This window comes from Mucilaginibacter gossypii, from assembly GCF_017569325.2.
GTDB lineage: Bacteria > Bacteroidota > Bacteroidia > Sphingobacteriales > Sphingobacteriaceae > Mucilaginibacter > Mucilaginibacter gossypii.
This window is the reverse complement of sequence record NZ_CP071878.2, coordinates 6335590-6358124: the sequence shown is the minus strand read 5'-3', so window position 1 is coordinate 6358124 and position 22535 is coordinate 6335590. Positions and strand designations below refer to the sequence as shown.

General features: G+C 42.7%; 23 protein-coding genes. 18 read left to right on the top strand and 5 right to left on the bottom strand.

The genetic code is table 11. The annotated features are described in order from the left end of the window. Nucleotides 1–4: 4 nt before the first annotated feature. The 11 genes from zwf to J3L18_RS27205 all read left to right on the top strand — a co-directional run bounded on the left by zwf (nucleotide 5) and on the right by J3L18_RS27205 (nucleotide 8634). Nucleotides 5–1519: a glucose-6-phosphate dehydrogenase gene (zwf, locus tag J3L18_RS27255; RefSeq protein WP_129568968.1), complete on the top strand. Its 1515-nt coding sequence runs from the start codon at nucleotides 5–7 to the stop codon at nucleotides 1517–1519. A 6-nt stretch (nucleotides 1520–1525) separates the two neighbouring features. Beyond that, the gene (gene pgl, locus J3L18_RS27250) at nucleotides 1526–2257 is read left to right on the top strand and encodes a 6-phosphogluconolactonase (protein WP_129568967.1); all 732 of its coding nucleotides are present in this window, start codon (nucleotides 1526–1528) and stop codon (nucleotides 2255–2257) included. A 390-nt stretch (nucleotides 2258–2647) separates the two neighbouring features. Further along, nucleotides 2648–3250, top strand: coding sequence for an outer membrane beta-barrel protein (locus J3L18_RS27245; protein ID WP_091167061.1), 603 nt, complete (start codon nucleotides 2648–2650; stop codon nucleotides 3248–3250). Between the two features lie 172 nt (nucleotides 3251–3422). Next, a complete protein-coding gene (locus J3L18_RS27240; protein ID WP_129568966.1) occupies nucleotides 3423–4871 on the top strand; it encodes a sigma-54-dependent transcriptional regulator in 1449 nt (482 codons plus the stop codon). Nucleotide 4872: 1 nt separating this feature from the next. Beyond that, nucleotides 4873–5076 (top strand): hypothetical protein, encoded by a 204-nt coding sequence (locus J3L18_RS27235; protein WP_091167056.1) that lies wholly within the window; start codon nucleotides 4873–4875, stop codon nucleotides 5074–5076. Between the two features lie 78 nt (nucleotides 5077–5154). After that, a complete protein-coding gene (locus J3L18_RS27230; RefSeq protein ID WP_129568965.1) occupies nucleotides 5155–6189 on the top strand; it encodes an AI-2E family transporter in 1035 nt (344 codons plus the stop codon). Nucleotides 6190–6352: 163 nt separating this feature from the next. Then, entirely contained in the window at nucleotides 6353–6619 is a 267-nt protein-coding gene (locus J3L18_RS27225; RefSeq protein ID WP_090532345.1) for a YtxH domain-containing protein, read from the top strand. A 61-nt stretch (nucleotides 6620–6680) separates the two neighbouring features. Then, nucleotides 6681–7031 carry a phage holin family protein gene (locus J3L18_RS27220; RefSeq protein WP_167516304.1) on the top strand — a complete coding sequence of 117 codons (351 nt, stop codon included), beginning with the start codon at nucleotides 6681–6683 and terminating at the stop codon, nucleotides 7029–7031. A gap of 3 nt (nucleotides 7032–7034) precedes the next feature. Beyond that, nucleotides 7035–7481: a hypothetical protein gene (locus tag J3L18_RS27215; RefSeq protein WP_091167049.1), complete on the top strand. Its 447-nt coding sequence runs from the start codon at nucleotides 7035–7037 to the stop codon at nucleotides 7479–7481. A 161-nt stretch (nucleotides 7482–7642) separates the two neighbouring features. Continuing rightward, nucleotides 7643–8302, top strand: coding sequence for a tRNA (guanosine(46)-N7)-methyltransferase TrmB (trmB, locus tag J3L18_RS27210; RefSeq protein WP_129568964.1), 660 nt, complete (start codon nucleotides 7643–7645; stop codon nucleotides 8300–8302). Further along, on the top strand, nucleotides 8302–8634 hold the full coding sequence (locus J3L18_RS27205) for an MGMT family protein (protein WP_129568963.1): 333 nt from the start codon (nucleotides 8302–8304) through the stop codon (nucleotides 8632–8634). The genes trmB and J3L18_RS27205 overlap by 1 nt, the downstream gene beginning before the upstream one ends. 219 nt (nucleotides 8635–8853) lie before the next feature. On the opposite strand, the gene J3L18_RS27200 is transcribed toward J3L18_RS27205, so the two are convergent. Then, nucleotides 8854–9213 (bottom strand): VOC family protein, encoded by a 360-nt coding sequence (locus J3L18_RS27200; protein ID WP_090532356.1) that lies wholly within the window; start codon nucleotides 9211–9213, stop codon nucleotides 8854–8856. A gap of 68 nt (nucleotides 9214–9281) precedes the next feature. Then, nucleotides 9282–9659: a VOC family protein gene (locus J3L18_RS27195; RefSeq protein WP_129568962.1), complete on the bottom strand. Its 378-nt coding sequence runs from the start codon at nucleotides 9657–9659 to the stop codon at nucleotides 9282–9284. Nucleotides 9660–9771: 112 nt separating this feature from the next. Here J3L18_RS27195 and J3L18_RS27190 point away from each other — a divergent pair, with 112 nt between their 5' ends. The 7 genes from J3L18_RS27190 to J3L18_RS27160 all read left to right on the top strand — a co-directional run bounded on the left by J3L18_RS27190 (nucleotide 9772) and on the right by J3L18_RS27160 (nucleotide 19585). Beyond that, nucleotides 9772–10116, top strand: coding sequence for a carboxymuconolactone decarboxylase family protein (locus J3L18_RS27190; protein ID WP_091167037.1), 345 nt, complete (start codon nucleotides 9772–9774; stop codon nucleotides 10114–10116). A 126-nt stretch (nucleotides 10117–10242) separates the two neighbouring features. After that, the gene (locus tag J3L18_RS27185; RefSeq protein WP_129568961.1) at nucleotides 10243–10812 is read left to right on the top strand and encodes a DNA-3-methyladenine glycosylase I; all 570 of its coding nucleotides are present in this window, start codon (nucleotides 10243–10245) and stop codon (nucleotides 10810–10812) included. Nucleotides 10813–10970: 158 nt separating this feature from the next. Continuing rightward, a complete protein-coding gene (gene polA / locus J3L18_RS27180) occupies nucleotides 10971–13778 on the top strand; it encodes a DNA polymerase I (protein WP_129568960.1) in 2808 nt (935 codons plus the stop codon). A 183-nt stretch (nucleotides 13779–13961) separates the two neighbouring features. Beyond that, complete coding sequence (locus tag J3L18_RS27175) at nucleotides 13962–16301, top strand: TonB-dependent receptor (protein WP_208102372.1); 2340 nt, start codon at nucleotides 13962–13964, stop codon at nucleotides 16299–16301. A gap of 342 nt (nucleotides 16302–16643) precedes the next feature. Further along, a complete protein-coding gene (locus tag J3L18_RS27170; RefSeq protein ID WP_129568959.1) occupies nucleotides 16644–18068 on the top strand; it encodes a glycogen synthase in 1425 nt (474 codons plus the stop codon). Next, nucleotides 18065–19327 carry a glucose-1-phosphate adenylyltransferase gene (locus tag J3L18_RS27165; RefSeq protein ID WP_090532368.1) on the top strand — a complete coding sequence of 421 codons (1263 nt, stop codon included), beginning with the start codon at nucleotides 18065–18067 and terminating at the stop codon, nucleotides 19325–19327. Before J3L18_RS27170 ends, J3L18_RS27165 begins: the two co-directional genes overlap by 4 nt. Nucleotides 19328–19399: 72 nt before the next feature. After that, nucleotides 19400–19585, top strand: a complete 186-nt coding sequence (locus tag J3L18_RS27160; protein ID WP_091167020.1) for a hypothetical protein — start codon at nucleotides 19400–19402, stop codon at nucleotides 19583–19585. A gap of 201 nt (nucleotides 19586–19786) precedes the next feature. Here J3L18_RS27160 and J3L18_RS27155 read toward each other — a convergent pair whose 3' ends face one another. From J3L18_RS27155 to J3L18_RS27145, 3 genes are all read right to left on the bottom strand, one after another. Beyond that, nucleotides 19787–20464 (bottom strand): metal-dependent hydrolase, encoded by a 678-nt coding sequence (locus J3L18_RS27155; protein WP_129568958.1) that lies wholly within the window; start codon nucleotides 20462–20464, stop codon nucleotides 19787–19789. Between the two features lie 294 nt (nucleotides 20465–20758). Next, nucleotides 20759–21073, bottom strand: a complete 315-nt coding sequence (locus J3L18_RS27150) for a YbaB/EbfC family nucleoid-associated protein (protein WP_129568957.1) — start codon at nucleotides 21071–21073, stop codon at nucleotides 20759–20761. Between the two features lie 123 nt (nucleotides 21074–21196). After that, nucleotides 21197–22408: a serine hydrolase domain-containing protein gene (locus J3L18_RS27145; protein ID WP_129568956.1), complete on the bottom strand. Its 1212-nt coding sequence runs from the start codon at nucleotides 22406–22408 to the stop codon at nucleotides 21197–21199. Between the last annotated feature and the right edge of the window lie 127 nt (nucleotides 22409–22535).

Genomic DNA, 22535 nt, shown 5'->3' with positions numbered 1-22535 from the left:
AACAATGAGCACAACAGCTAAATCAGACCCTACCATATTTATCATTTTTGGTGGAACGGGAGATTTGAACTCCCGGAAAATTGCGCCGGCCCTATATAATCTATTTTTAGATGGATGGATGCCCAAACAATTTTCCATTATTGGTACCGGTCGTACCAAGCTAACCGACGAGCAGTTCAGAGAAAACCTATATAAAGATATCAACCAGTTTTCGCGCAGCGGTAAAACGGATGATAAACAATGGGCCGAATTTGTAAAAAACGTTTATTACCAGGTATCTGACGCTACTGATTTTGAAACATACAAAGAATTTGGCAAACGCATTGAAAAACACAACGCCGAGTGGAAAACTAAGGCAAACGTGTTGTTTTACCTTGCGGTAGCGCCTAATTTCTTCCCGATCATTGCCTCAAACATATCAAAAGCTAAATTGGCCGATGATAAAAAACGTGTAAGGATCATCATTGAGAAACCATTTGGACACGACCTGGAAACTGCAAAAGATCTCAACGCGTTATTAAAGAGCATTTTCGACGAGTGCCAGATCTATCGCATTGACCACTACCTGGGCAAGGAAACGGTTCAAAACATTATGGCTTTCCGTTTTGCCAACTCCATTATGGAACCCCTTTGGAACCGTAACCACATTGAGCACGTACAGATCTCCGTTACGGAGCAATTGGGCGTGGAAGAGCGCGGCGATTACTACGATGGCTCAGGCGCTATGCGCGATATGATCCAGAACCACCTGCTGCAATTGCTTTGCCACGTGGCTATGGAACCGCCTATCAGTTTTAGCGCCGACGAAGTACGCGACCGCAAAGTTGACGTATTGAAAGCAATGCGCAAGTTTACTGCTGAAGACGTACGCAACTCAACAGTTAGGGGCCAATACGGCAGCGGATGGATGAAAGGTAAAGAAGTACCTGGATACCGCGAAGAACCAAAAGTTAATCCGGAATCAAATACCGAAACTTTTGCAGCAATTAAGTTCTTCATCGACAACTGGCGCTGGCAAGGTGTACCATTCTACTTGCGTACAGGTAAAAGAATGCACCAGTCATCATCAGTTATCACTATCCAGTTTAAAGATGTCCCTCACCAGATTTTCCCGGCCGAAGCTACCGAAAGCTGGCAGCAAAACAGGTTGATCATCAGCATTCAGCCAGAGATGAGCATCCGTTTGCAGGTTCAGGCTAAACGCCCCGGTATCGATATGGTATTAAACGCCGTTGATATGGTGTTTGACTATAAAGGTACTTATACCAACCAGGCACCTGAAGCTTATGAAACACTGATACTGGATACCATGATGGGCGATCAAACCCTGTTTATGCGTGGTGACCAGGTTGAGGCGGCATGGGAACTGGTAATGCCGATACTAAACACATGGCAAAATAAAAAGAGCCTTAACTTCCCTAATTATTCGGCCGATTCATGGGGCCCTGAAGCTGCAGAAGCTTTAATTGCCCGTGATGGCTATAACTGGTTTACTTTACCTGTAAACGGTAAAAAATAAAAGCTGATGAAACTGAATATCTATAACACAGAAGGTGAAGTTTTAACCGGGCTGGCCGATCATTTTGTTACACTGGCTACCGAAGCCATTAACAAAAACGGGAAGTTCAGTGTGGCGCTTTCGGGCGGCAGCTCACCTAAAAAGCTATACGAACTATTAGCTTCAACAACATACGCCGACCAGGTGAACTGGGAAAAAGTTTTCTTCTTTTTTGGCGATGAGCGCAACGTACCTCATGACCATAAGGACAGCAACTACCTAATGGCAAAAAAGGCATTGTTTGAGCCATTGATGATCAGTCCGGCACAGATTTTTCCGGTTGAGACATCGTTTGACCCTGCCGAAGCCGCTGCCAAATACTGGGAAGTGATCTCGGCGTTTTTTGATGATGGCGAAGCAAGTTTTGACCTGGTGCTGTTAGGCTTGGGCGATAACTCGCACACCGCATCATTATTCCCTTATACCCCGGTGTTACATGACCGTGTGCCTGGTGTAAAAGAAGTATGGCTTGAAGACCAGCAGGTATGGCGCATTACCCTCAACGCACCGCTTATTAATGATGCTGCCCAAATAGCATTCTTAGTTTACGGCGCAGGCAAGGCCGAAGCTGTAAAACACATCCTGGAAGATGATGAGGATATTGAGCTTTATCCAGCACAGCTTATTGATTCCATATCCGGCGAAGTAGAATGGTTCCTTGACGAATCCGCTGCTGCCGATTTGGAGAATAAAGAATAATATCTGCTATTATTTTAGCAACTAAAGGGCTTGGGCGTTTGCTTAAGCCCTTTTTGTTTTGAGTAGTTCTATAATGATTACAGGATGTATATTGTAAACTAAATTCACAGGATTTTTTCGGCATTTACTCGTTTCGCCCAATTTCACGCAGAATTCATCATTTTTCGGGTCAAAAGCCCATGTTAAGCCAATGTTAATTTTGACAAAAAAACAGCAATTACAAGTCCATTTTACACTCGCCTGACTAAAATACCCATAGGGTCAAAAAATAAATTACTATTAATCAATTGATTAAATATTCATGACTTTTGGATGAAAAATCGCGTCTGATTTGTGTTGTTAATTTGCTGTGTGTTTAAAACAACATATATCAAAAACACAACAATAGTTATGAAAAATTTATTCAAAGTTTCAGCATTAGCCCTTGCATTTGCAGGCTTAGCATTTGGTGCAAAAGCACAAACATCTACACCTACCACCACTACTACAACATCAACTACAACTAAAAGCGGCATCCGTTACAGCATCGGTGTTGACGCAGGCATTCCTCTTAGCAATTTCAAAGATAACTACAAGTGGAATTTAGGCGGTTCGGTACAGGCTGATATCCCGGTTCTTTCAAACCAGTTATTCGTTACTGTTAACGCAGGCTATAACAACGTATTCGGTAAAAAAGATATTGGCGGTGTACAAGGCCTTGACGCACCTGATTTTCATTTAATCCCGGTTAAAGCAGGTTTGAAATACTTCCCTATCAGCAATTTTTATGTTCAGGGCGAAGCCGGTGCTGCATTTCTGTTAAACAAATCTGACGTTGGTGCCAATAAATCAACTGCATTTGTTTATGCTCCGCAAGTTGGTGTTCAGTTCCCGGTAAGTGCAAGCAGCTTTATTGATGCTGGTATCCGCTATGAAGCAACTACCAAATATGCAACAGGTGTTGATCAAAGCAAAGTTAACTTTATAGGTTTACGTGTAGCGTACGGCTTTTAATATATGGCCCTACAAATACCTTGATATAAAAAGGGGAGCTCATTCGGCTCCCCTTTTTTATTATGTTTTTTTAGTTGATATGAACCTTTATAATTAAATAAATCGTATAAATTAGCACATTGTTTGTATTTTGACACGTAATATTACATTTACCGCACAATAATTGCTGAATATGAAAAGGATCCTCATCATTGATGATGAAGTTAATGTGGCGTTATTGCTATCGAAGTTTTTGACGCGGAATGGGTTTGACGTTAGTACGGCATCAAGCGGTACCGGGGGGATGGAAGCGTTGAAAAATGGTGAATATCAACTTGTACTATGTGATTTCAGGCTCGAAGATACCGACGGCCGTGAAATGCTCCGCAATATTAAAATCCAATATCCAAAAACAGGGGTTATCATCATCACCGGCTATTCAGATATTAAAATGGCGGTTGAGCTTATAAAAATGGGGGCCTATGATTATATCACCAAGCCGCTGTATCCTGATGAAATATTAAATACTATTAATAAGGCCCTTGAAACACACCATGCCCTGGTTGAAATTGACGAGGAGCCACAGGCCACTATTTTACCGGAGAAAACTAAAGTTAACACTGTAAAAAAAACCGTTTTTGCAGCCGAATTTGTAACTGGCACCAGCCGCGCGTCAAAAGAGCTTGCCCGGCAGATAGAACTGGTGGCGCCAACAAACTACAGTGTTATTATTTTAGGCGAAAGTGGCACAGGAAAAGAATCCGTAGCGAAAAGCATTCACCTCAACAGTCCGCGGCATAACCAGCCTTTTATAGCCATGGATTGCGGTTCTTTAACAAAGGAGCTCGCGGCAAGTGAATTTTTTGGCCACGAAAAGGGTTCATTTACCGGCGCTTTATATACTAAAATAGGCCACTTTGAAATGGCTAACGGAGGCACTTTATTTTTAGATGAAGTGGGCAACCTTTCGTACGAGATCCAGGCTGCTTTACTTCGTACCGTACAGGAACGTAAAGTTAAAAGAATAGGCAGTACTAAAGAGATAGATCTTGATGTACGCATTATCATAGCCACCAATGAGAACCTACAGGAAGGGATTCAGAAAGGCCGCTTCCGCGAAGATCTTTATCATCGCTTTAACGAGTTTAGCATTTACATGCCGCCATTACGTGAGCGCGGCCATGATATTATATTACTGGCCGAACATTTTTTAAAAATAGCCAACCAGGAGCTCGGGCGCAACGTTGAATCCTTCTCACAGGAGGTTGTAGATTGCTTTATGAACTACCGCTGGCCGGGCAATATCCGCGAGCTTAAAAACGTGATCCGCCGTGCAGCGCTTTTAGCCGAGGGCAATGAGATCACACTTAAAGCATTGCCGCTTGAAATGTCGACCTATAAATTATCATACGAAACGGCTAATCATTATACGCAACATCATCATACCACATCGCATACAGAAGAAGCGCCCGAGGCTAAAGAACCCCGTCATGACCTTAAAAATGCCGCGCTCGAGGCCGAGTATGAAACAATTATAAGGGTGTTAAGGGAAGTTAATTTCAACAAAACCAAAGCTGCCGAAATCCTGAATATCGACCGCAAAACCCTTTATAATAAAATGAAGGCCATTAACCTTAAGTAAAATGGGGGCTCATGAAGAAAAAGACGATGCCGAGACCCTGCGTAAACTAAGGCACGACATAAAAAATCAATTATCAAACATTCACCTGGCGCTTGAGCAATTACGGTATGAAATACCCAATCCAACATCAGACTGTTTGTTTTACATGGATACCATAGAAATAAGTTCAATCCGGATCAATACCCTGCTTAACGATACCAACTAAAGGCGTTGCAATTAATGATTGAAACGCTAAAACTTTTTGGCGTTTTTTTGTTTAAGCAAGTATCAATCAACAGCCTACATGTCAGTCTTCAATTATAAGCAGCGCAACAATATTATCCTGGCGAGTATCATTATACTTGGCTGTTTCTTATTATATGCGCTCAGCAGCTTGTTTAGCTCAATCCTTGGCGCAGTGGTACTGTTCACCATTTTTCGTCCCCTTTATATTAATCTTGCCGAAAACAAAGGATGGAACCGCTCGCTGGTGGCCCTGCTTATTATTTTTATATCGCTTATTGTGATTGTGATCCCCTTCTTAACACTAAGCATAATGGTTGTGGGCAAAATTTCAAGCATCAACCTTAAAGATCTTCCTATTGACCAGTGGATTTCAAAAATTGATGCATTTGCCGGCGCAAACCTTAATCAACCTCATTTTGCCGAAGAGACATTGCAAAAATTAGGCGCTTTTGCCACCGGTCTCTTCCCGTCTATACTGGGCAGCGCGGCCAACACTATATTGACCCTGCTGGTATTGTATATTATACTATATTTCATGTTTACACAAATACGTGAGTTTGAGGCCGGGTTATTGAAATATGCGCCATTCAGGGAGCAGCATGCATTGAAATTTGCCAATGCCCTGCGCGATTCTACCTATTCAAACGTTTTAGGCCAGGGAATTATAGCACTTACACAGGGAATACTACTGGCCAACGGATTTTGGATATTTGGCATTCCCGACCCGATTTTTTGGGGGGTTATCGCTATCTTTATTTCGTTTTTACCTGTGGTAGGTGCACCAACGCTATGTATCCCGGCAAGCATTATATTGTTTGCACAGGGGCACAACTGGCAGGGGGTAGCATTACTGGCTTATGGTTTATTGTTCATTGGCAATATTGATAACTTTTTGCGCATGATCATTAACAAGCGTGTTGCCAACACACACCCTATTATTTCAATAATAGGCGTTTTTATAGGCCTGCCCCTTTTCGGGATCCTGGGCCTGGTGTTTGGCCCGGTACTGTTATCCTATTTCCTGCTGCTGATGGAAATTTATGAAACAAACCGCATGGCGGCCGACAGGCTTGAACGGATAAACAGCGTATAAAATATATTGTACAGCCCTGAATAGTTTTGTGAACAAAGGGTAAAATTTATTTGACTGATAAAAGTTAATTTATACTTAAATAAAAATAATTGTGCCAAATGCACATATTTGGCAGGATATTTACACGTAACTAATAAAATGTTCAACTTTTAATTATATTACAATGAATGATAACTCAAAAGTAGTTGTTGCATTGCTTGCCGGTTTAGCAGCAGGGGCAGCGTTAGGTATTTTGTTTGCACCTGATAAAGGCAATGAAACCCGCGACAAGCTTACCGAATCATTAAAAAACCTTGGAGAGTCGATAAAAGATACTGCCGCTGCCGAAATTGACAACCTGGTTGGCTTAAAAGACAAAGTTGTTGAAAACATCAAGTCGAAAATTAAAGGTGCCGAAGAAGAATACCAGGACGACCTGGAGCACGCATAAGCATGTATAACATCAATCCCGGATGCGGATAAAACAACATCCGGGATATATAACCTTACTCATGGAAGATAAAAAAGAGACTCAACCACCAGTACCCCCAATAGTTGATCAATTAAAGGAATATGCCGAAACACGGTTTAAGCTTTTAAAATACGAAGCTATTGAAGGTGGCACCTCCATATTAGCAAGCATTATTGCCGATTTGGTGACTGTAATAAGCATGGTACTTGCTTTTCTTTTTGCAAGTGTTACCTTAGGCTTTTTTCTTGCCGATATTTTACACTCTTACTGGATGGGTTTTGGATGTATTGCCGTGCTATACTTTTTGATAGCCATGTTTATCAAGATATTTAAACGACACCTTGAAAGGCCGCTTATCAACATCTTTATTCAAAAAATATTTAAAAGATAAACCATGGATCTCCATATCACCAACATCAGCGATCTGCAAGCCGAAATATTCAGGTTAAAAACACTTGAAAAACAGCAATCGGTGGCTTTGAAAGCGCGCGTTAACAGCCCTTCTGCTTTATTTTCAACTGTGCTTACGTTGTTCCCGCGTTCAAATGATACCGATGGTGTAAAAAATACCAGTTTTTTTCATCCCGATATCCTCAACCTCATCTCCAGGTTCGTGATTCCGCTTACCTTGAATAAAACGCTTTTTAAACACTCCAACTTTTTGGTAAAAACACTGGTTGGCCTGGTATCACAAAAAGCTTCAAACTATGTTAATGAAGATACCGTGAGCAGCATTTGGGACAAAGCAAAAACGCTTTTCGCCAAATTCACCAAAAAGAAAGATGACGTAGCATATAAACCTACGCCATATGTTAAGCCTGTGGGCGGGGCTGTGGTATAATAATTTTTACACGAATTTTTCGAATTGAGACGAATTTCTCAAACCTGCTATACAGATCCATTAAACCAATTCGTTTAATTCGATTTAATTGCTCTGCAACAAGCGAATCATTCGTGTTAAAATAATTTCAATATTTTTGCGCTTTATTTTAAAAACGTAAAGTGGGAAAAGATAAGTTAAGGCGTTTTGCCGAGGTTGAAACCTTTAGTAATGTATTGCAATTAGATGCCGGCAAACCCTTTAAGGGACAATGGGGTTCTGAGTTTTTCAAAAATGACAATCCTGTAGTGCTTGAGCTTGCATGCGGCAAAGGCGAATATACAGTGAACCTCGCGCGGATGTTCCCCAATAAAAACTTCATTGGTATCGACTACAAAGGCAACCGCATTTGGCGCGGCGCCAAAACTGCCATCGAAGATAGTGTGCCTAATGTTGCTTTTTTACGCATCCAGATCGAAAACCTGCTTGATTATTTTGCCCCCGGCGAGGTTGATGAAATCTGGATCACCTTCCCCGACCCGCAGCCGCAATTAAGCCGCGAGAAAAAGCGATTGACTTCACCACGGTTCTTAGACAAATATATCATCGTCTTAAAACCAGGTGGCTGTGTTAACCTTAAAACAGATAACGACGGACTGCACGCTTATACCGCCGAAAAAATTGACGAGCTGAAGTTGAATCTGTACGTTAAAACTGAAGATCTATACAATTCGGTATATGCGGACGAGGTACTTTCTATTAAAACCTACTACGAGAAAAAATATTTAAAGGATAACAAAAACATTAACTACCTTAAGTTTTCATTTCCTGAAAACGCCTGATGGAGGACATTAATTTTTTTGAAAAAGTTTACCAGGTAGCCCGACTCATTCCGCCGGGACGGGTGACCTCATATGGCGCTATTGCAGCCTATCTTGGCACCAAAGGCTCATCGCGCATGGTAGGCTGGGCCATGCAGGCGGCCGGGAATGTAAAGCCTCCGGTACCTGCACACAGGGTAGTAAACCGTCAGGGTTTGCTAACTGCAAAAGCCCATTTCGGCGGTAACCGCATGGCCGAAATGCTGGAAAGTGAAGGCGTAAAAGTAGTTGACGATCAGATCCAGGATTTCAAAACAGTTTTTTGGGACCCTATGGTAGAGCTGGCGTTGTAATCTCCCGCTAAACTTATTTAACCATATCATTGCGAGGAGCGAGCCGGATAGTGCGTGAGCGCGACGTGGCAATCTCGTAGCCAATGCATAAAAGTCAAGTATAGACCAACCTAAATAGACGAGATTGTCGCGCTACGCTCGCAATGGCATTTTTTCTATTTCAAGACATAGATAATTTCATCATCCCAACACTTGTTGGCTCCAGCAGCAATTATTAGTTTACTCTGTAAACTGCAGCAACTCCATCCTGTTTCCAAATGGATCAATAAATGAAAACCGCGTGCGATCCGGAAGAACAGGTTCTTCCCAAAACTCAACACCATAGCTTTCCAGGTGCCGGCGGGCTTCTGCAATGTCGGTAACCTCAAAGGCCGTATGCCGCGATGTGCGCGGCAAAGCATCTTCAGTACTTAAATGAAGCTGGATATCTGATATCTGAAACCAATAGCCTTTTGAATTAAAGGCCGGTCGTTCTATCCGCTGTAACCCCACAACGTCGGTATAAAAAATTCTTGCTTCTTCCAGCCGTTCCAACGGAACGCAAACCTGGATATGGTCGGCACGTTTAAAGTTGATCATAAGTCACTCTAAATCCCCCCTAAAGAGGAGACTTTTAATTAAATTATTAATTTCTATGATAACCTCGGTTATTCATGCTCGGCAAAAGTAAGCACATAACCGTTATTATCTTTTATGGAGAATTCGGTAGCACCATAAAAAGTAGTTTCGAGGCCTTTTAGTACGGTTACCTTATCCTTTATCTCTTCGAAAAAAGTACGGATATTTTTCAGGTTGATGTACAACAGTAATGAGCCGCCATCGGTACGGCTTATCTCGGGCAGATCATCGGCCAGGCTGCTAAAGGTTTGGAACATCATGGTAACGCTTGCGTTAGTCATCATGGCCCAAACAAGATCGGGCCCGGTTTCGGGAACACTCATTGCCACTTTAAAACCAAGCAGTTCATAAAAGCTGATGGTTGAATTAATATCGTTTACAAAAATGTTAGGTGATAAACTTTCCATAATTAGTGTGTAAAGAATTTGGTTAACGCCATAAAAATAACGATCCAATCTTTTAAATGCTAAATATTTTAGCTTAATTAGCTTAAATTTTTATTAACAAACACAACACCCCGTGGGAAAACTTGTAGAAGAATTTGACGCCTATCGCTCTAAAATGAACGACAGGATCATGGAAACCGCCAATACCAATATTAAACGCTTTTTTGCACTCGATACCACCAGCTATGCCGAAGGCGCACTGGATGTTAAAACCAAAGAAATGCTCGGCCTGGTTGCCAGCATGGTTTTACGCTGCGACGATTGCATTAAATACCACCTCGGCAAATGCCACGAAGCGGGCGTTAATCACGATGAAATGAACGAGATTTTTATGATAGCCAATTTGGTTGGAGGCTCAATAGTTATTCCACATTATCGCAGAGCTGTTGAATATTGGGATGAGTTGAATGAACAATAAAATAACCTCACCACGTCATTGCGAGGAACGAAGCAATCGCGAACTATACAGAGCGGCTCCGCTAATCGAGGATTGCTTCGTTCCTCGCAATGACGTGATTTATAATCAACATAAACCTTGTAAAACATGACCGATCAAACAAATCCAAAAGACCTAACCCGCTGCATCTGGGCAGGTAACGATGAATTATACATTAAATATCACGACGAAGAATGGGGCAAAGAAGTTCATGACGATCATACCTTATTTGAATTTCTGATATTAGAATCCGCACAGGCCGGGCTTAGCTGGATCACTATATTGCGCCGCCGCGAAGGCTACCGTAAGGCATTTGCCAATTTTGATGTGCAAAAAGTAGCAGCTTTTACCGATGAAGATGTTGAGCGCTTAATGCATGACGAGGGTATCATCCGCAACAGGCTCAAAATATTAGCCGCTATGAACAATGCTAAACTGTTCATCGGCATACAAAAAGAATTTGGTTCGTTTGATAAATACCTGTATAGCTTTATGCCCGATGGAAAACCTATCGTAAATCATTCGCATAAAATACCCGCTACCAGCCCCGAATCTGACGCTATCAGTAAGGATATGAAAAAACGGGGTTTTAAGTTTTTCGGCAGTACTATTTGTTATGCCCACATGCAGGCTACCGGTATGGTAAATGATCATATTCCTGATTGCAGCTTCAAATAAAACAAACACGAATTTTCCCGAATGTGATCGAATTACGCAAATTGATAATGAAATTAAAACCATGCAATTCATTAAAAATCGTGTTCTTTGCATAAACACCGGCATCAAAAATTTCGAGTCAATTAGCTTAAATTCGTGCAATTAGTGTCAATGATATTATGAAAAAACTATTTCTTTTGGATGGCATGGCCCTTATTTACCGGGCGCATTTTGCTTTAAGTAAAACACCACGGTTTACCTCAAACGGGCTAAACACCTCGGCAATGATGGGATTTACCAACACCCTGCTGGATGTTTTGAAAAAGGAGGCTCCCACCCACATGGCCGTGGTTTTTGATACCGAAGCACCAACCGAACGACATACCGATTTTGAAGGCTACAAAGCTCACCGCGAAGCCATGCCCGAAGATTTGGCAAAAGCTTTACCTTATGTAATAAAAATTATCCTGGGCTTTAACATCCCCGTTATTACTTCAGATGGCTACGAGGCCGACGATATCATCGGTACCCTTGCAAAAAAAGCCGAGCAAAAGGGCTACACTGTTTATTGTATGACTCCCGATAAGGATTTTGGCCAACTGGTATCAGATAATATTTTCATTTATAAACCGGCCCGCATGGGCAACGAGATGGAAATACAAGGAGTGAAAGAGATATTGGCAAAATGGGAAATTGAGCGTGTTGACCAGGTGATAGATATTTTAGGGCTATGGGGCGATGCGGTAGATGGCATTCCGGGTATTCCGGGCATCGGCGAAAAAACGGCAAAAGCCCTCATTAAGCAATATGGCTCAATGGAAAACATCTTTGAGCATAGCCATGAGCTTAAAGGAAAGCAGCGCGAGAACGTTGAACAGTTTAAAGAGCAGGGCCTGATGTCGAAAAAACTGGCTACCATATTGCTAAATGTACCTGTTGAACTGGATGAAGAAGGCCTCGAAGTATGCGCTCCAAGTAAGGAACTATTAGAGCCGCTTTTTGCCGAATTAGAGTTCCGTACTTTAGGCAAGCGTGTATTTGGTGATGATTTCAGTATTACTGAACTGAAACCGGCCGGAACCCAGATCGATCTTTTTGGCAATCCAACAGCAACTGGTCGCACCACCATGACGGTTGATGTGGAAGATATTCGTGAGGACCTGATCATCGCTGCCAAAAATATTAACAATACGCCGCATGAGTATCATTTGGCCGACACCCTTGAAAAACGGGCCGAACTGATCAACATATTAGCGCAGCAGCCAACCATTTGCTTTGATACCGAAACCACCGGTACCGATCCTAATCATTGCGAACTGGTAGGCTTGTCATTTTCTGTTAAACCAGGACAGGGCTGGTATGTACCCGTCCCTGCCGACCAGGCGGGAGCACAAAGCATTGTTACCGAATTTAAAGCAGTGCTTGAAAATGAAAATATCGGCAAAATAGGGCAAAACATTAAGTTTGATATCCTGATGCTCAAATGGTACAACATCGAAGTGAAAGGAACTCTGTTTGATACCATGCTGGCCCATTACATCCTTGATCCGGATACCCGCCACAATATGGATATCCTGTCGGAAAATTACCTGGGCTACAAACCGGTTTCTATAACCGAACTTATTGGCCCCAAAGGCAAAAACCAGGGCAATATGCGCGATGTGGATTTTGAAAAAATAAAAGAATACGCCGCCGAGGATGCGGATATCACCCTGCAGCTAAAAGATATTTTTGAGCCTAAACTAAAAGAGGTAGAGGGCGAAAAACTGGTGAATGAAATAGAGCACCCGCTTATTTACGTACTGGCCGATATGGAGTACGAAGGTGTGAAAATAGACCATGATACCCTGCGTGAGTTTAGCAAGCAACTGGAAACAGATATTGCCCAATATGAAAAAACAGTTTATGAAAAAGCAGGCGTAAAATTTAACATTGCATCGCCAAAACAACTGGGTGAAGTATTGTTCGAGAAACTGATGCTTGACCCTAAAGCCAAAAAAACCAAAACCGGCCAGTATCAAACCGGAGAAGACGTATTGCTTTCATTAGCTGCCAAGAGCGATATTGTGCGTGATATTCTTGATTTCCGCCAGCTGCAAAAATTAAAATCGACTTATGTTGACGCGCTGCCGCAGATGGTAAACCCTAAAACAGGCAGGGTACATACATCATACAACCAGGCTGTTGCCGCAACAGGCCGATTAAGCAGCGTTAACCCCAACCTGCAAAATATCCCTATCCGCACCGAGCGTGGCCGCGAGGTAAGGAAAGCTTTTATCCCAAGGGATAGCAATCATACCATTGTATCTGCCGATTATTCTCAGATAGAGCTTCGTATTATAGCCGAGATCAGTAAGGATCCTAGCATGATGCAGGCTTTTATTGATAATCATGACATTCATACAGCTACTGCTGCCAACGTTTACGGCATCGGGCTTGACGAGGTAACCAGCGATCAGCGCCGTAATGCCAAAGCTGTTAACTTCGGCATTATTTACGGCCAGTCGGCCTTTGGCTTATCACAAAGCCTGGGGATTCCGCGTAAAGAGGCTGCCGAGATCATCGAGCAATATTTTGTGCAGTTTGCCGGCATTAAACAATACATGAGCGATACCATGAACTTCGCCCGCGAAAATGGCTACGTGTGCACGCTGATGGGCCGCCGCCGCTATTTGCGCGATATCAATTCGGCCAATGCAACCGTTCGCGGTTTTGCCGAGCGAAATGCTATCAATGCGCCCATACAAGGTTCGGCTGCCGATATGATCAAAATAGCCATGATCAACATTCACCGGGAGTTCAAAGCCCAAAAGCTGGATGCCCGTATGACCATGCAGGTACATGATGAGTTGGTATTTGACGTGCCTAACAACGAGGTAGAGATCGTGAAACCGATCATTATGCATAACATGAAAACCGCCATCAAAACCGAGGTACCCATCATGGTTGAAATCGGCACTGGTTTGAACTGGCTTGAAGCGCACTAAGTCCTCAGACTTTAATGGGGATATCGGCCTTGTTTATCCCCATTTTATTTGCCCGCACATTTTACTGATAAAACTATGAAAGCAAAAATCGCTTTAATATATTAAGCTCCATGACAAAGCATTACAACGGAGGCACCGGTGAATAAAGCGTTACTTAAACTTAGCATAATATATCTGTGTGCTTTGTTTACATATTCATCATCAAATGCCCAAACAGCTGTTATTAAAGGGACTGTTACCAACGGGCTTTCAAACATACCACTTCCGGGAGTTTCTGTAATGGTTATTAATCAATCATCCATCGGTACAATCACCGATTCACTCGGCAACTATAAGATTGTCTTAAAACCGGGAAATTTTGGCTTATCGTTTTCAAAAATCGGTTTTAAAAGCAAATCCTCGTTAGATATCCAGGTAAATAACGTTAAGGCTACTATTGTGGATATAGCACTTGATGAGGAGGTAGCCAGCCTTAATGAGGTAAAAATTACGGCAAGCAGCCGCCTCAACAAAACGCTTGAAAGCCCGGTATCATTACGTAGCATCGGCGTATCCGAAATTAAGCGAAACCCTGGCGGCAATCGTGATATCTCAAAAGTAATCCAATCGTTACCCGGTGTTTCGGCGCCGGTAAGTTTCCGTAATGATATTATTATCAGGGGCGGCGCTCCTAACGAGAATAGGTTTTACCTGGATGGCATCGAGATCCCAAATATCAACCACTTTGCCACACAGGGCTCATCCGGCGGACCAGTTGGCCTGATCAACGTAGATTTTGTGAAAGAGGTTAATTTTTATTCGGGGGCTTTTCCCTCAAACCGGGGCAATGCTTTAAGTTCTGTATTTGAGTTCAACCAAAAAAATGGCCGGTCGGATAGAATGGGGGCCACCCTTACCATCGGCTCGAGCGATTTTGGTGCTACTATTGAAGGTCCGCTGGGTTCAAAAACTACCTATCTTGCATCGTACCGTTACTCATACCTGCAAGGTTTATTTAAATTACTTAAACTGCCTTTTTTACCATCATACCAGGATTTTCAGTTTAAGGTTAAAACCAAATTCGACAACAAAAATGAGCTTACACTCATCGGCCTTGGCGCGCTCGATAAGTTTAAGCTCAACTTCGGCACTGATCCAACCGAAGAAAACCAGTACATTTTGGCAACAATCCCAACCAACGATCAGAAAAACTATTCAGTTGGTGCGGTTTACAAACATTTTGGGCAACATGGCTTTTCACAGGTGGTGATTAGTCGCAGTTATTTGGATAACGGAGCGCAAAAATTCAGGGATAATGACGAGAGTTTGGGCCAAACGCTTAATTACCGGTCGGCCGAGGCAGAGAACAAATTCAGGTTTGAGCATACCGAACAGGCGGGCAATTATCGTGTAAACTTCGGTACCGGCGAAGAAACGGCATCTTACAGCACCAATACGTTCAACCTGCTGCCCTTCGGCAACCATATTTACCAATCAAAGATTAATTTTTTTAAGTATAACCTGTTTGGCCAAATCAGCCGAATATTTTTTGACAATAAGCTATCACTCTCATTCGGTGCCAGGGCCGATGCCAACAACTATTCGAGCCGGATGAACAACCTGCTAAAAACCTTTTCGCCGCGCTTTTCTGCCTCCTATAACTTTACCGATCAGTTTAGCATCAATTTTAATACTGGTATTTATTACCAGTTGCCGGCCTATACTGTTATGGGCTATCGGGATAGCACTAATCGTTTGGTAAACCGGGATGTAAATTATATTGAAAACAAACAGCTGGTATTAGGCTTTGAGTATAATACGCTTAAAAACACCCGCTTTACGGTTGAAGGTTTTTATAAACATTACAAACATTATCCTGTTATTCGTCAATTGAATGATTCCATCCCGCTGGCTAATCTTGGTGCCGACTTTGGTGTTATTGGTAACGATGCGGTTGTTGGCGAAAGCAACGGCCGTAGTTATGGCGTGGAGTTTTTCGCACAGCAAAAGCTAAACAAAGGTTTTTATGGCATTTTCGCGCTCACACTTTTTAAAAGCGAGTTTCAGAACAAAAATGGCACCTATGTGCAATCATCCTGGAATAGTCGATATATTTTAAGCATGACCGCCGGCAAAATCCTTAAACGCAACTGGGAAATAGGTGCTAAATTCAGGTTTACAGGTGGCAGTCCGTACACGCCTTATGATCAGCAGCTATCGTCACTTAAAACAAATTACAGTACCTATCCGCAGGGAATTTTCAATTACTCGCAATTGAACGGCCGGGTTTTAGATCCTTTTTACCAGCTTGACGCCCGGGTTGATAAAAAGTACTATTTTAAACATTACACATTCAACGTTTACTTCGACATTCAAAATTTAACAGCTCATACCTATAAGGAACAACCGGTTGTAGTTGCGGTGAAAGATGCTTCAGGAAACCTTCAGGATCAGCCAGGCGACCCGTCGCACATTCAAACCAAATTGCTTAACCGCAAAGGCGGGAATGTGCAGCCAACACTTGGGGTTATTTTTGAGTTTTGATCAATTTAAAAAACTTCGCTCTCAAGGGTAAGCGCGCGGGGAAGAGCAAAGGCGGGGCTGTGTTTCTGTGTTAAAAAAACAAAGCATAGACACTCCGTTCCTCACCTCTCAAGAGGGCAATCGCACTTTCCTGCACTTTTATCCTTAGTGTACCGGTTATAGCAATAATTCGTAAGCGCAGGTGCTTTCTCAATCCTTCCTTTTCCCTATCATTTTTACAACTATAACATCTTAACGATAATAAAATTTCAGCGCTTTTTATCTAAATTTTCCAAAACTATATTAATTCTCATAGGTTTCTCTTTTGGTAATCTTTGCTTAAATTGAGCCAATAAAACCTGAATGAAAATATACCATTTGAGTGCCGAGTGCTATCCCGTTGCTAAAGTTGGCGGGCTTGCCGATGTTGTTGGCGCATTGCCTAAGTACCAGAACCTTGCAGGTTTGCAGGCTGCAGTTGTTATGCCTTTTTACGATCGTAAGTTTACCCAGGAAAACGACTTTGAAATTGTGTTTGCTGCTGCAACCTTACTCGGTAATCGCCGACTTTTCTTCGAGATATTGAAAGAGAAAACAAACAAACTCGGTTTTGAACTTTATTTAGTAAAAATTCCTGGCTTGCTCGACAGGGAAAATATCTACAGTTACCCTGATGAGCGTGACCAGTTCATGGCTTTTCAATTGGCATTTTTAGATTGGATCAGTTATTCACAGCAAACGCCCGATTTGATCCATTGTCATGACCACCACGCCGGGTTAGTCCCGTTTTTACTTTATCATTCCAAGCTATATACAAGGCTGGCCAATACCCCAACCATATTTACCATACACAACGGCCAGTACCACGGCGCTTTCGGCTGGGACAGACTATCCTTATTACCTGAAATTGACCTGACCAAAACAGGCTTGCTTGACTGGGCCGGCGGGATCAATCCACTGGCGGCTGCCGTTAAATGCAGCTGGCGTTATACAACGGTGTCTCCAACTTATTTGGAGGAGCTCACTTATAACTCCAATGGTTTGGAGTACCTGTTTTACATTGAACGGGCAAAGGGCTACGGTATCATGAACGGCATCGACACCGAGGTTTGGAACCCGCAAACCGACCCAATGATCCCAACCAAATTTTCAACTAAAACATTGGCCAAAGGCAAAAGGGCTAATAAAGAAGCTATTTGCAAACGCTTTGAGCTCGATCCCGAAAAACCATTGTTTACTTTTATCGGCCGCCTGGTTGTTGAAAAAGGCGCAGATCTGCTGCCTGCCGCTATTGAACGCAGCCTGCTCGAAAACGAAGGCGAAGTAAACTTTGTAATATTAGGAGCCGGCGATAAGGAAAATGAACTGGTGCTGCTTCAGCTTAAAAATAAATATCCTGAGCATTGTAATGTTTTTATTGGTTATGACGAGTCATTGGCGCACCTGATTTATGCCGGCGCCGATTTTCTGCTGATGCCATCGCGGGTAGAGCCCTGCGGCCTTAATCAGCTTTATGCACTGCGTTACGGCACCATGCCAATTGTACGTACTACTGGTGGATTGAAAGATTCTGTCATTGATTTTGGCGATGAGGGAGGCTACGGGATCCGTTTTGTACAGGCCAGCGTACAAGATATTTGCCACTCGGTTTTCAGGGCAAAACAACTTTACCAGGATAGCGCAAAAATGCAGCAGCTACGCAAGCAAATGATGGCCCTTGATTTTTCATGGGCACGCTCAACACAACAATACACTGAACTATACGAAAGCTTAAAACTAACTTTATGACATCCAAAGTAATCTCCATTGTGCTCGGTGGCGGCCAGGGCAGCCGTTTATCACCGCTTACCGCAACGCGGTCAAAGCCGGCAGTTCCAATTGCGGGTAAATATCGTTTGGTGGATATTCCCATTTCAAACTGTTTGCACTCGGGTATTACGCGTATTTATGTGTTGACGCAGTTTAACTCGGCATCCTTAAACAAGCACATCAAAAACACTTATCATTTCAGCAGCTTTAGCGATGCTTTTGTTGATATTCTTGCGGCAGAGCAAACGCCGTCAAGCGTGGCCTGGTTCCAGGGTACGGCCGATGCTGTTAGGCAAAGCTTACACCATTTGGCGGTGCATGAGTTTGAGTATGTGCTGATCCTGTCGGGCGATCAATTGTACCAGATGGATTTTGAAGATATGATCAACCATCATATCGAAACCAATGCCGAAATTTCGATAGCTACCATCCCTGTTGATGCAGCTGACGTTCCGGGCTTCGGGATCCTGAAAACTGACGAAAACAACATGATCACCTCATTTATCGAAAAACCCAAAAGCAATTTCGAAAGCTGGGCGTCAGAGGTTAGTCCGGAGATGGAAGCTGAAGGCCGTGTATACCTGGCGTCAATGGGTATCTACATCTTTAATCGCAAATTGTTATATGAATTGCTTGAAGGTAACGAGCGTACCGACTTTGGTAAAGAGATCATACCACAATCAATTGAAGGCCATCGCGTAGCCAGCTATCAATACGAAGGCTACTGGACAGATATTGGTACTATCCCTTCATTTTTTGAGGCCAACCTGGGTTTAACTGATAATATCCCCAAGTTTAACCTGTTTGATAAAAACCCGATCTATACCCGTGCGCGCATGTTGCCTCCGTCAAAAATATCAGGCACGCTGATGGAAAAATCTATTGTTGCCGACGGTTGTATTATCAATGCTAAACAGATCATCCATTCTATAATAGGGATCCGCACCCGCATTGGTGTTAATACCATTATCGAAAACTGTTATGTAATGGGCAGCGACAATTATCAAACTCTTGAGGAGATTGCCGAATGCAAAGAAAGCGGTTCGCCAATTATGGGCATCGGCGATAATTGCCATATCCAAAACGCCATTATTGATAAAAATACTTACATCGGTAACAATGTAACCATTAACTGCGGCGAGAAGCTTGAAGACGGCGATTACGGCACTCATACCGTGCAGGACGGTATTGTGGTAGTTAAGAAGCGCGCTATAATACCAAGCGGTACGGTTATTTAATTAAAAAATAAAAAAAACAAACCATAGTTAATTTGTTATAGATAGAACTAACCATCTAAAACATAATCAACTATGAAAAAGGCACTATGTATGATCGCTTTAGCAGCGATCTCGTTCAGCAGCGTTTTCGCTCATGGTACAATGGTTCGCCCGTCAAAAGGCATTATGCAAACTGATACAACCAAGAAGAAGAAAACGAGGAAAATGAAAAAAGATACCATCATGAAAAAAGACACTATGAAGATGAAAAGGAAATAAGTCTTTAGTCGGAAGCCGGAACTTTTAAGCCCGGTGGTATCAAACAGCAAAAGGCCCGGTAATACCGGGCCTTTTGCTGTTTGTACATCTCCTACCGTCATTGCGAGGCACGAAGCAATCGCGAACTATACAAAGGGATTTGCCTGCTAATAGGGGATTGCTTCGTGCCTCGCAATGACGATTATTTTATTTCTATCGATTCTACAACTCAATAGTTTCACCAATAGCCGGCAACTTCAAATTCAAACCTGCTTTGATAAACTTCTCTGTTACTTCATCCTTATCAATTTTGATAACCGGGAATGAGTCATAATGAATGCCAATGATGTTTTTACAATTGATAAACGCCGACGCTTTAATGGCATCATCCGCACCCATGGTATAATTATCACCTATAGGCAGAAATGCCCAGTCGAGATTTTCATCGGCCAGGAGTTTCATATCATAGGTAAGCGCAGTATCGCCTGCAAAATAGATCACTTTCCCTTCTGCATAAATTAAAAATCCGGCAGGATTACCGCCCGGCGAGCCATCGGGCAAGGTACTTGAATGTACCGCGTTTACCATTTTAACCCTACCAAAATCAAAGTTAAAACCGCCCCCTATGTTCATGCCATGCACATTTTCAATGCCTTTAGTACCAAGCCATCCGGCAATTTCGGCAATGCAAATTACCTTTGCACCGCTACTTTTAGCAATTTCCAGCAGATCCGCCACATGGTCGCCATGCCCATGCGATACCAGGATATAATCGGGTTGTAAGCTGTAAATGTCAATATCCTTTGCCAGTGGGTTAGGGCTTATAAATGGGTCGAAAAGCAGTTTCTTTCCACCAGCTATAATCTCAAGGGCCGACTGGCCATAATAAGTAGTTTTCATAGAATGTTATTTTATGATCTGATCAAAAGTAAACAGTTATGTCAACGATTTGATTTAGTGGCAGAAAAGTTACACATAGGTGTTCAAACAGACAGAGAGAATTGCAAGTTTAAAGAAAATGTCATTTAGAGCGAGCCATGTTGACTTGTGCATTGGGCGAGGGGGAATCTCCTAAGTCTGTGAACCCGCCATGAATATTTTGTTATGAATGGCGTATACGATTTCTCTTCACGCTGCCGCTGTTGCCCGCCCTCGCTCATCGAAATGACATTGTTAAGATGGGATGGTATAATTTTATTTACCAAACATATTACCTAGGCCTCCTAAGCCGCCAAACATGCTTTGGGTCATGGCAGCCATTTCGCTTTGGCTGATGTTTTCGGCTTGTTCAAGTGCCTTGTTCACCGCAACAACCAACAACTCTTCCAGTTCTTCTTTATCGGCATCGGCTAAAAAATCAGGATCGATCTGTACCGATTGGATCACTTTACTGGCATTAGCGTTCACAACTATTTTGCCGCCTTCGGCTGTGCCTGATACACTGATGGCATCAAGGCGTTTTTTCATTTCGCCAGCCTTTTGCTGGGCTTCCATTAATTTATCAAACATGATTTTTTAGTTTTTAGTAAGTGGTTAATTAGGTGAATGGTTGGAATACGGATAGAGGAAAAATGATCAATCGGTTTATTAAAACCACTCACCCAATAACTTCAATCAACCATTCCAAAAAAATTAATCGTCACTGGTATCGCCATTACCATTGTATGCACTTTTACGTACAATAGGCATGCCAGCAGCTTTAAACAAGTCATCGAGCTTTAATAAACTCCCGTTGGCCAGGTTGGTAAGCAATACTATGGTAATGTCGTGTTTCATATCCCGCAGGTAAATATGCCTGAACCCATGCCACCATCCGGTATGATAAATTACCTCCTCGCCCGGTGCTGTAAATGTACGCCAGCCGTAGCCGTAGTTGAAATGTCCGTGCACCATCGGGTTGCGTGGCACGTAGGCCGAATCAAGCGTAGCTGGTTTTAATAACAACCCCGCGCGCAAAGCACGATCAAAAAGGAACAGGTCACCAACCGTGCTGTAAATGCCTTTATCCCCTACGGGGCCATCCAAAAAGTTCTGCACTACCGAATAACGCCACTGGCCGCGGTCATGCCCCACAACATCAACCGGGATTTTATCATAAACCGCTTTTGAGTAAACATGGGTATGTGCCATACTGGCTGGTTTAAACACATTTTCCTGCATAAATTGGGCATAGCTCATTCCGCTCACTTTTTCAATGATGGAACCAAGCACCATAAAGTTGGAGTTGTTATACAGGAAGCGTTTATTCGGTTCATTGAAACGTGTTGGCTTATAATCGGCAATCATTTTCATAGCCTCGGCATTGGTAAGTCCTTTGCGCTGGTTCAGGTGATTTTTCCGGTAAATATCGTCGATAAAATATACATAATTCATCATACCCGAGCGGTGGGTAAGTAACAAGCGAATGGTTACACCATCGTAGGGAAAATCAGGGAAAAACTTTTTAACGTCATCGTCAAGCTTCAATTTGCCGCGTTCCATCAGCAGGAGGATGGCGGTTGATGTCATAGTTTTAGTTACCGAAGCCAGCTCAAATTGCGAACCGATTTTCAGGCTGTCGCGATGCAGGTAGTCGGCCCAGCCAATGGCTTTTTCATAAACTATTTTTCCTTTTTTTGCCACCAGCACATTACCGTTAAAACCGCGGGTACGGTGCAGCTCCTGCATTACGGCATCTATCTTTTTATCAGCATTTTTAGGATTGTAGGCCAGCAACGCGGTGGTATCAAGCGGCCTGGCGGCAACCTGCGACTGCGATTGGTCTTTATTTTTATTTTTGGATGAACAGGCTAACAGTAACAGGGGGGCAGCAAACACTACCAGGCTTTTGTACACTAATCTCATAAATCAATTTATCTCACACTAAACGAATGCGAAAATTAGAAATTATACAGCAGGTATTGATTAAAGTTTTAAAATTTTCTGTTAGTTAGCACAATTAGTATGTTTAAGTATGGTTTTGTTGAAAAAA

Coding starts and splice junctions, on each gene's coding strand:
- J3L18_RS27165 (WP_090532368.1), top strand. CDS start 18,065: ATGACATCCAAAGTAATCTCCATTGTGCTCGGTGGCGGCCAGGGCAGC.
- J3L18_RS27225 (WP_090532345.1), top strand. CDS start 6,353: ATGAATGATAACTCAAAAGTAGTTGTTGCATTGCTTGCCGGTTTAGCA.
- J3L18_RS27160 (WP_091167020.1), top strand. CDS start 19,400: ATGAAAAAGGCACTATGTATGATCGCTTTAGCAGCGATCTCGTTCAGC.
- J3L18_RS27200 (WP_090532356.1), bottom strand. CDS start 9,213: ATGATCAACTTTAAACGTGCCGACCATATCCAGGTTTGCGTTCCGTTG.
- J3L18_RS27195 (WP_129568962.1), bottom strand. CDS start 9,659: ATGGAAAGTTTATCACCTAACATTTTTGTAAACGATATTAATTCAACC.
- J3L18_RS27150 (WP_129568957.1), bottom strand. CDS start 21,073: ATGTTTGATAAATTAATGGAAGCCCAGCAAAAGGCTGGCGAAATGAAA.
- J3L18_RS27155 (WP_129568958.1), bottom strand. CDS start 20,464: ATGAAAACTACTTATTATGGCCAGTCGGCCCTTGAGATTATAGCTGGT.
- polA (WP_129568960.1), top strand. CDS start 10,971: ATGAAAAAACTATTTCTTTTGGATGGCATGGCCCTTATTTACCGGGCG.
- J3L18_RS27240 (WP_129568966.1), top strand. CDS start 3,423: ATGAAAAGGATCCTCATCATTGATGATGAAGTTAATGTGGCGTTATTG.
- J3L18_RS27230 (WP_129568965.1), top strand. CDS start 5,155: ATGTCAGTCTTCAATTATAAGCAGCGCAACAATATTATCCTGGCGAGT.
- J3L18_RS27245 (WP_091167061.1), top strand. CDS start 2,648: ATGAAAAATTTATTCAAAGTTTCAGCATTAGCCCTTGCATTTGCAGGC.
- zwf (WP_129568968.1), top strand. CDS start 5: ATGAGCACAACAGCTAAATCAGACCCTACCATATTTATCATTTTTGGT.
- J3L18_RS27185 (WP_129568961.1), top strand. CDS start 10,243: ATGACCGATCAAACAAATCCAAAAGACCTAACCCGCTGCATCTGGGCA.
- pgl (WP_129568967.1), top strand. CDS start 1,526: ATGAAACTGAATATCTATAACACAGAAGGTGAAGTTTTAACCGGGCTG.
- J3L18_RS27170 (WP_129568959.1), top strand. CDS start 16,644: ATGAAAATATACCATTTGAGTGCCGAGTGCTATCCCGTTGCTAAAGTT.
- J3L18_RS27145 (WP_129568956.1), bottom strand. CDS start 22,408: ATGAGATTAGTGTACAAAAGCCTGGTAGTGTTTGCTGCCCCCCTGTTA.
- J3L18_RS27205 (WP_129568963.1), top strand. CDS start 8,302: ATGGAGGACATTAATTTTTTTGAAAAAGTTTACCAGGTAGCCCGACTC.
- J3L18_RS27235 (WP_091167056.1), top strand. CDS start 4,873: ATGGGGGCTCATGAAGAAAAAGACGATGCCGAGACCCTGCGTAAACTA.
- J3L18_RS27215 (WP_091167049.1), top strand. CDS start 7,035: ATGGATCTCCATATCACCAACATCAGCGATCTGCAAGCCGAAATATTC.
- J3L18_RS27220 (WP_167516304.1), top strand. CDS start 6,681: ATGGAAGATAAAAAAGAGACTCAACCACCAGTACCCCCAATAGTTGAT.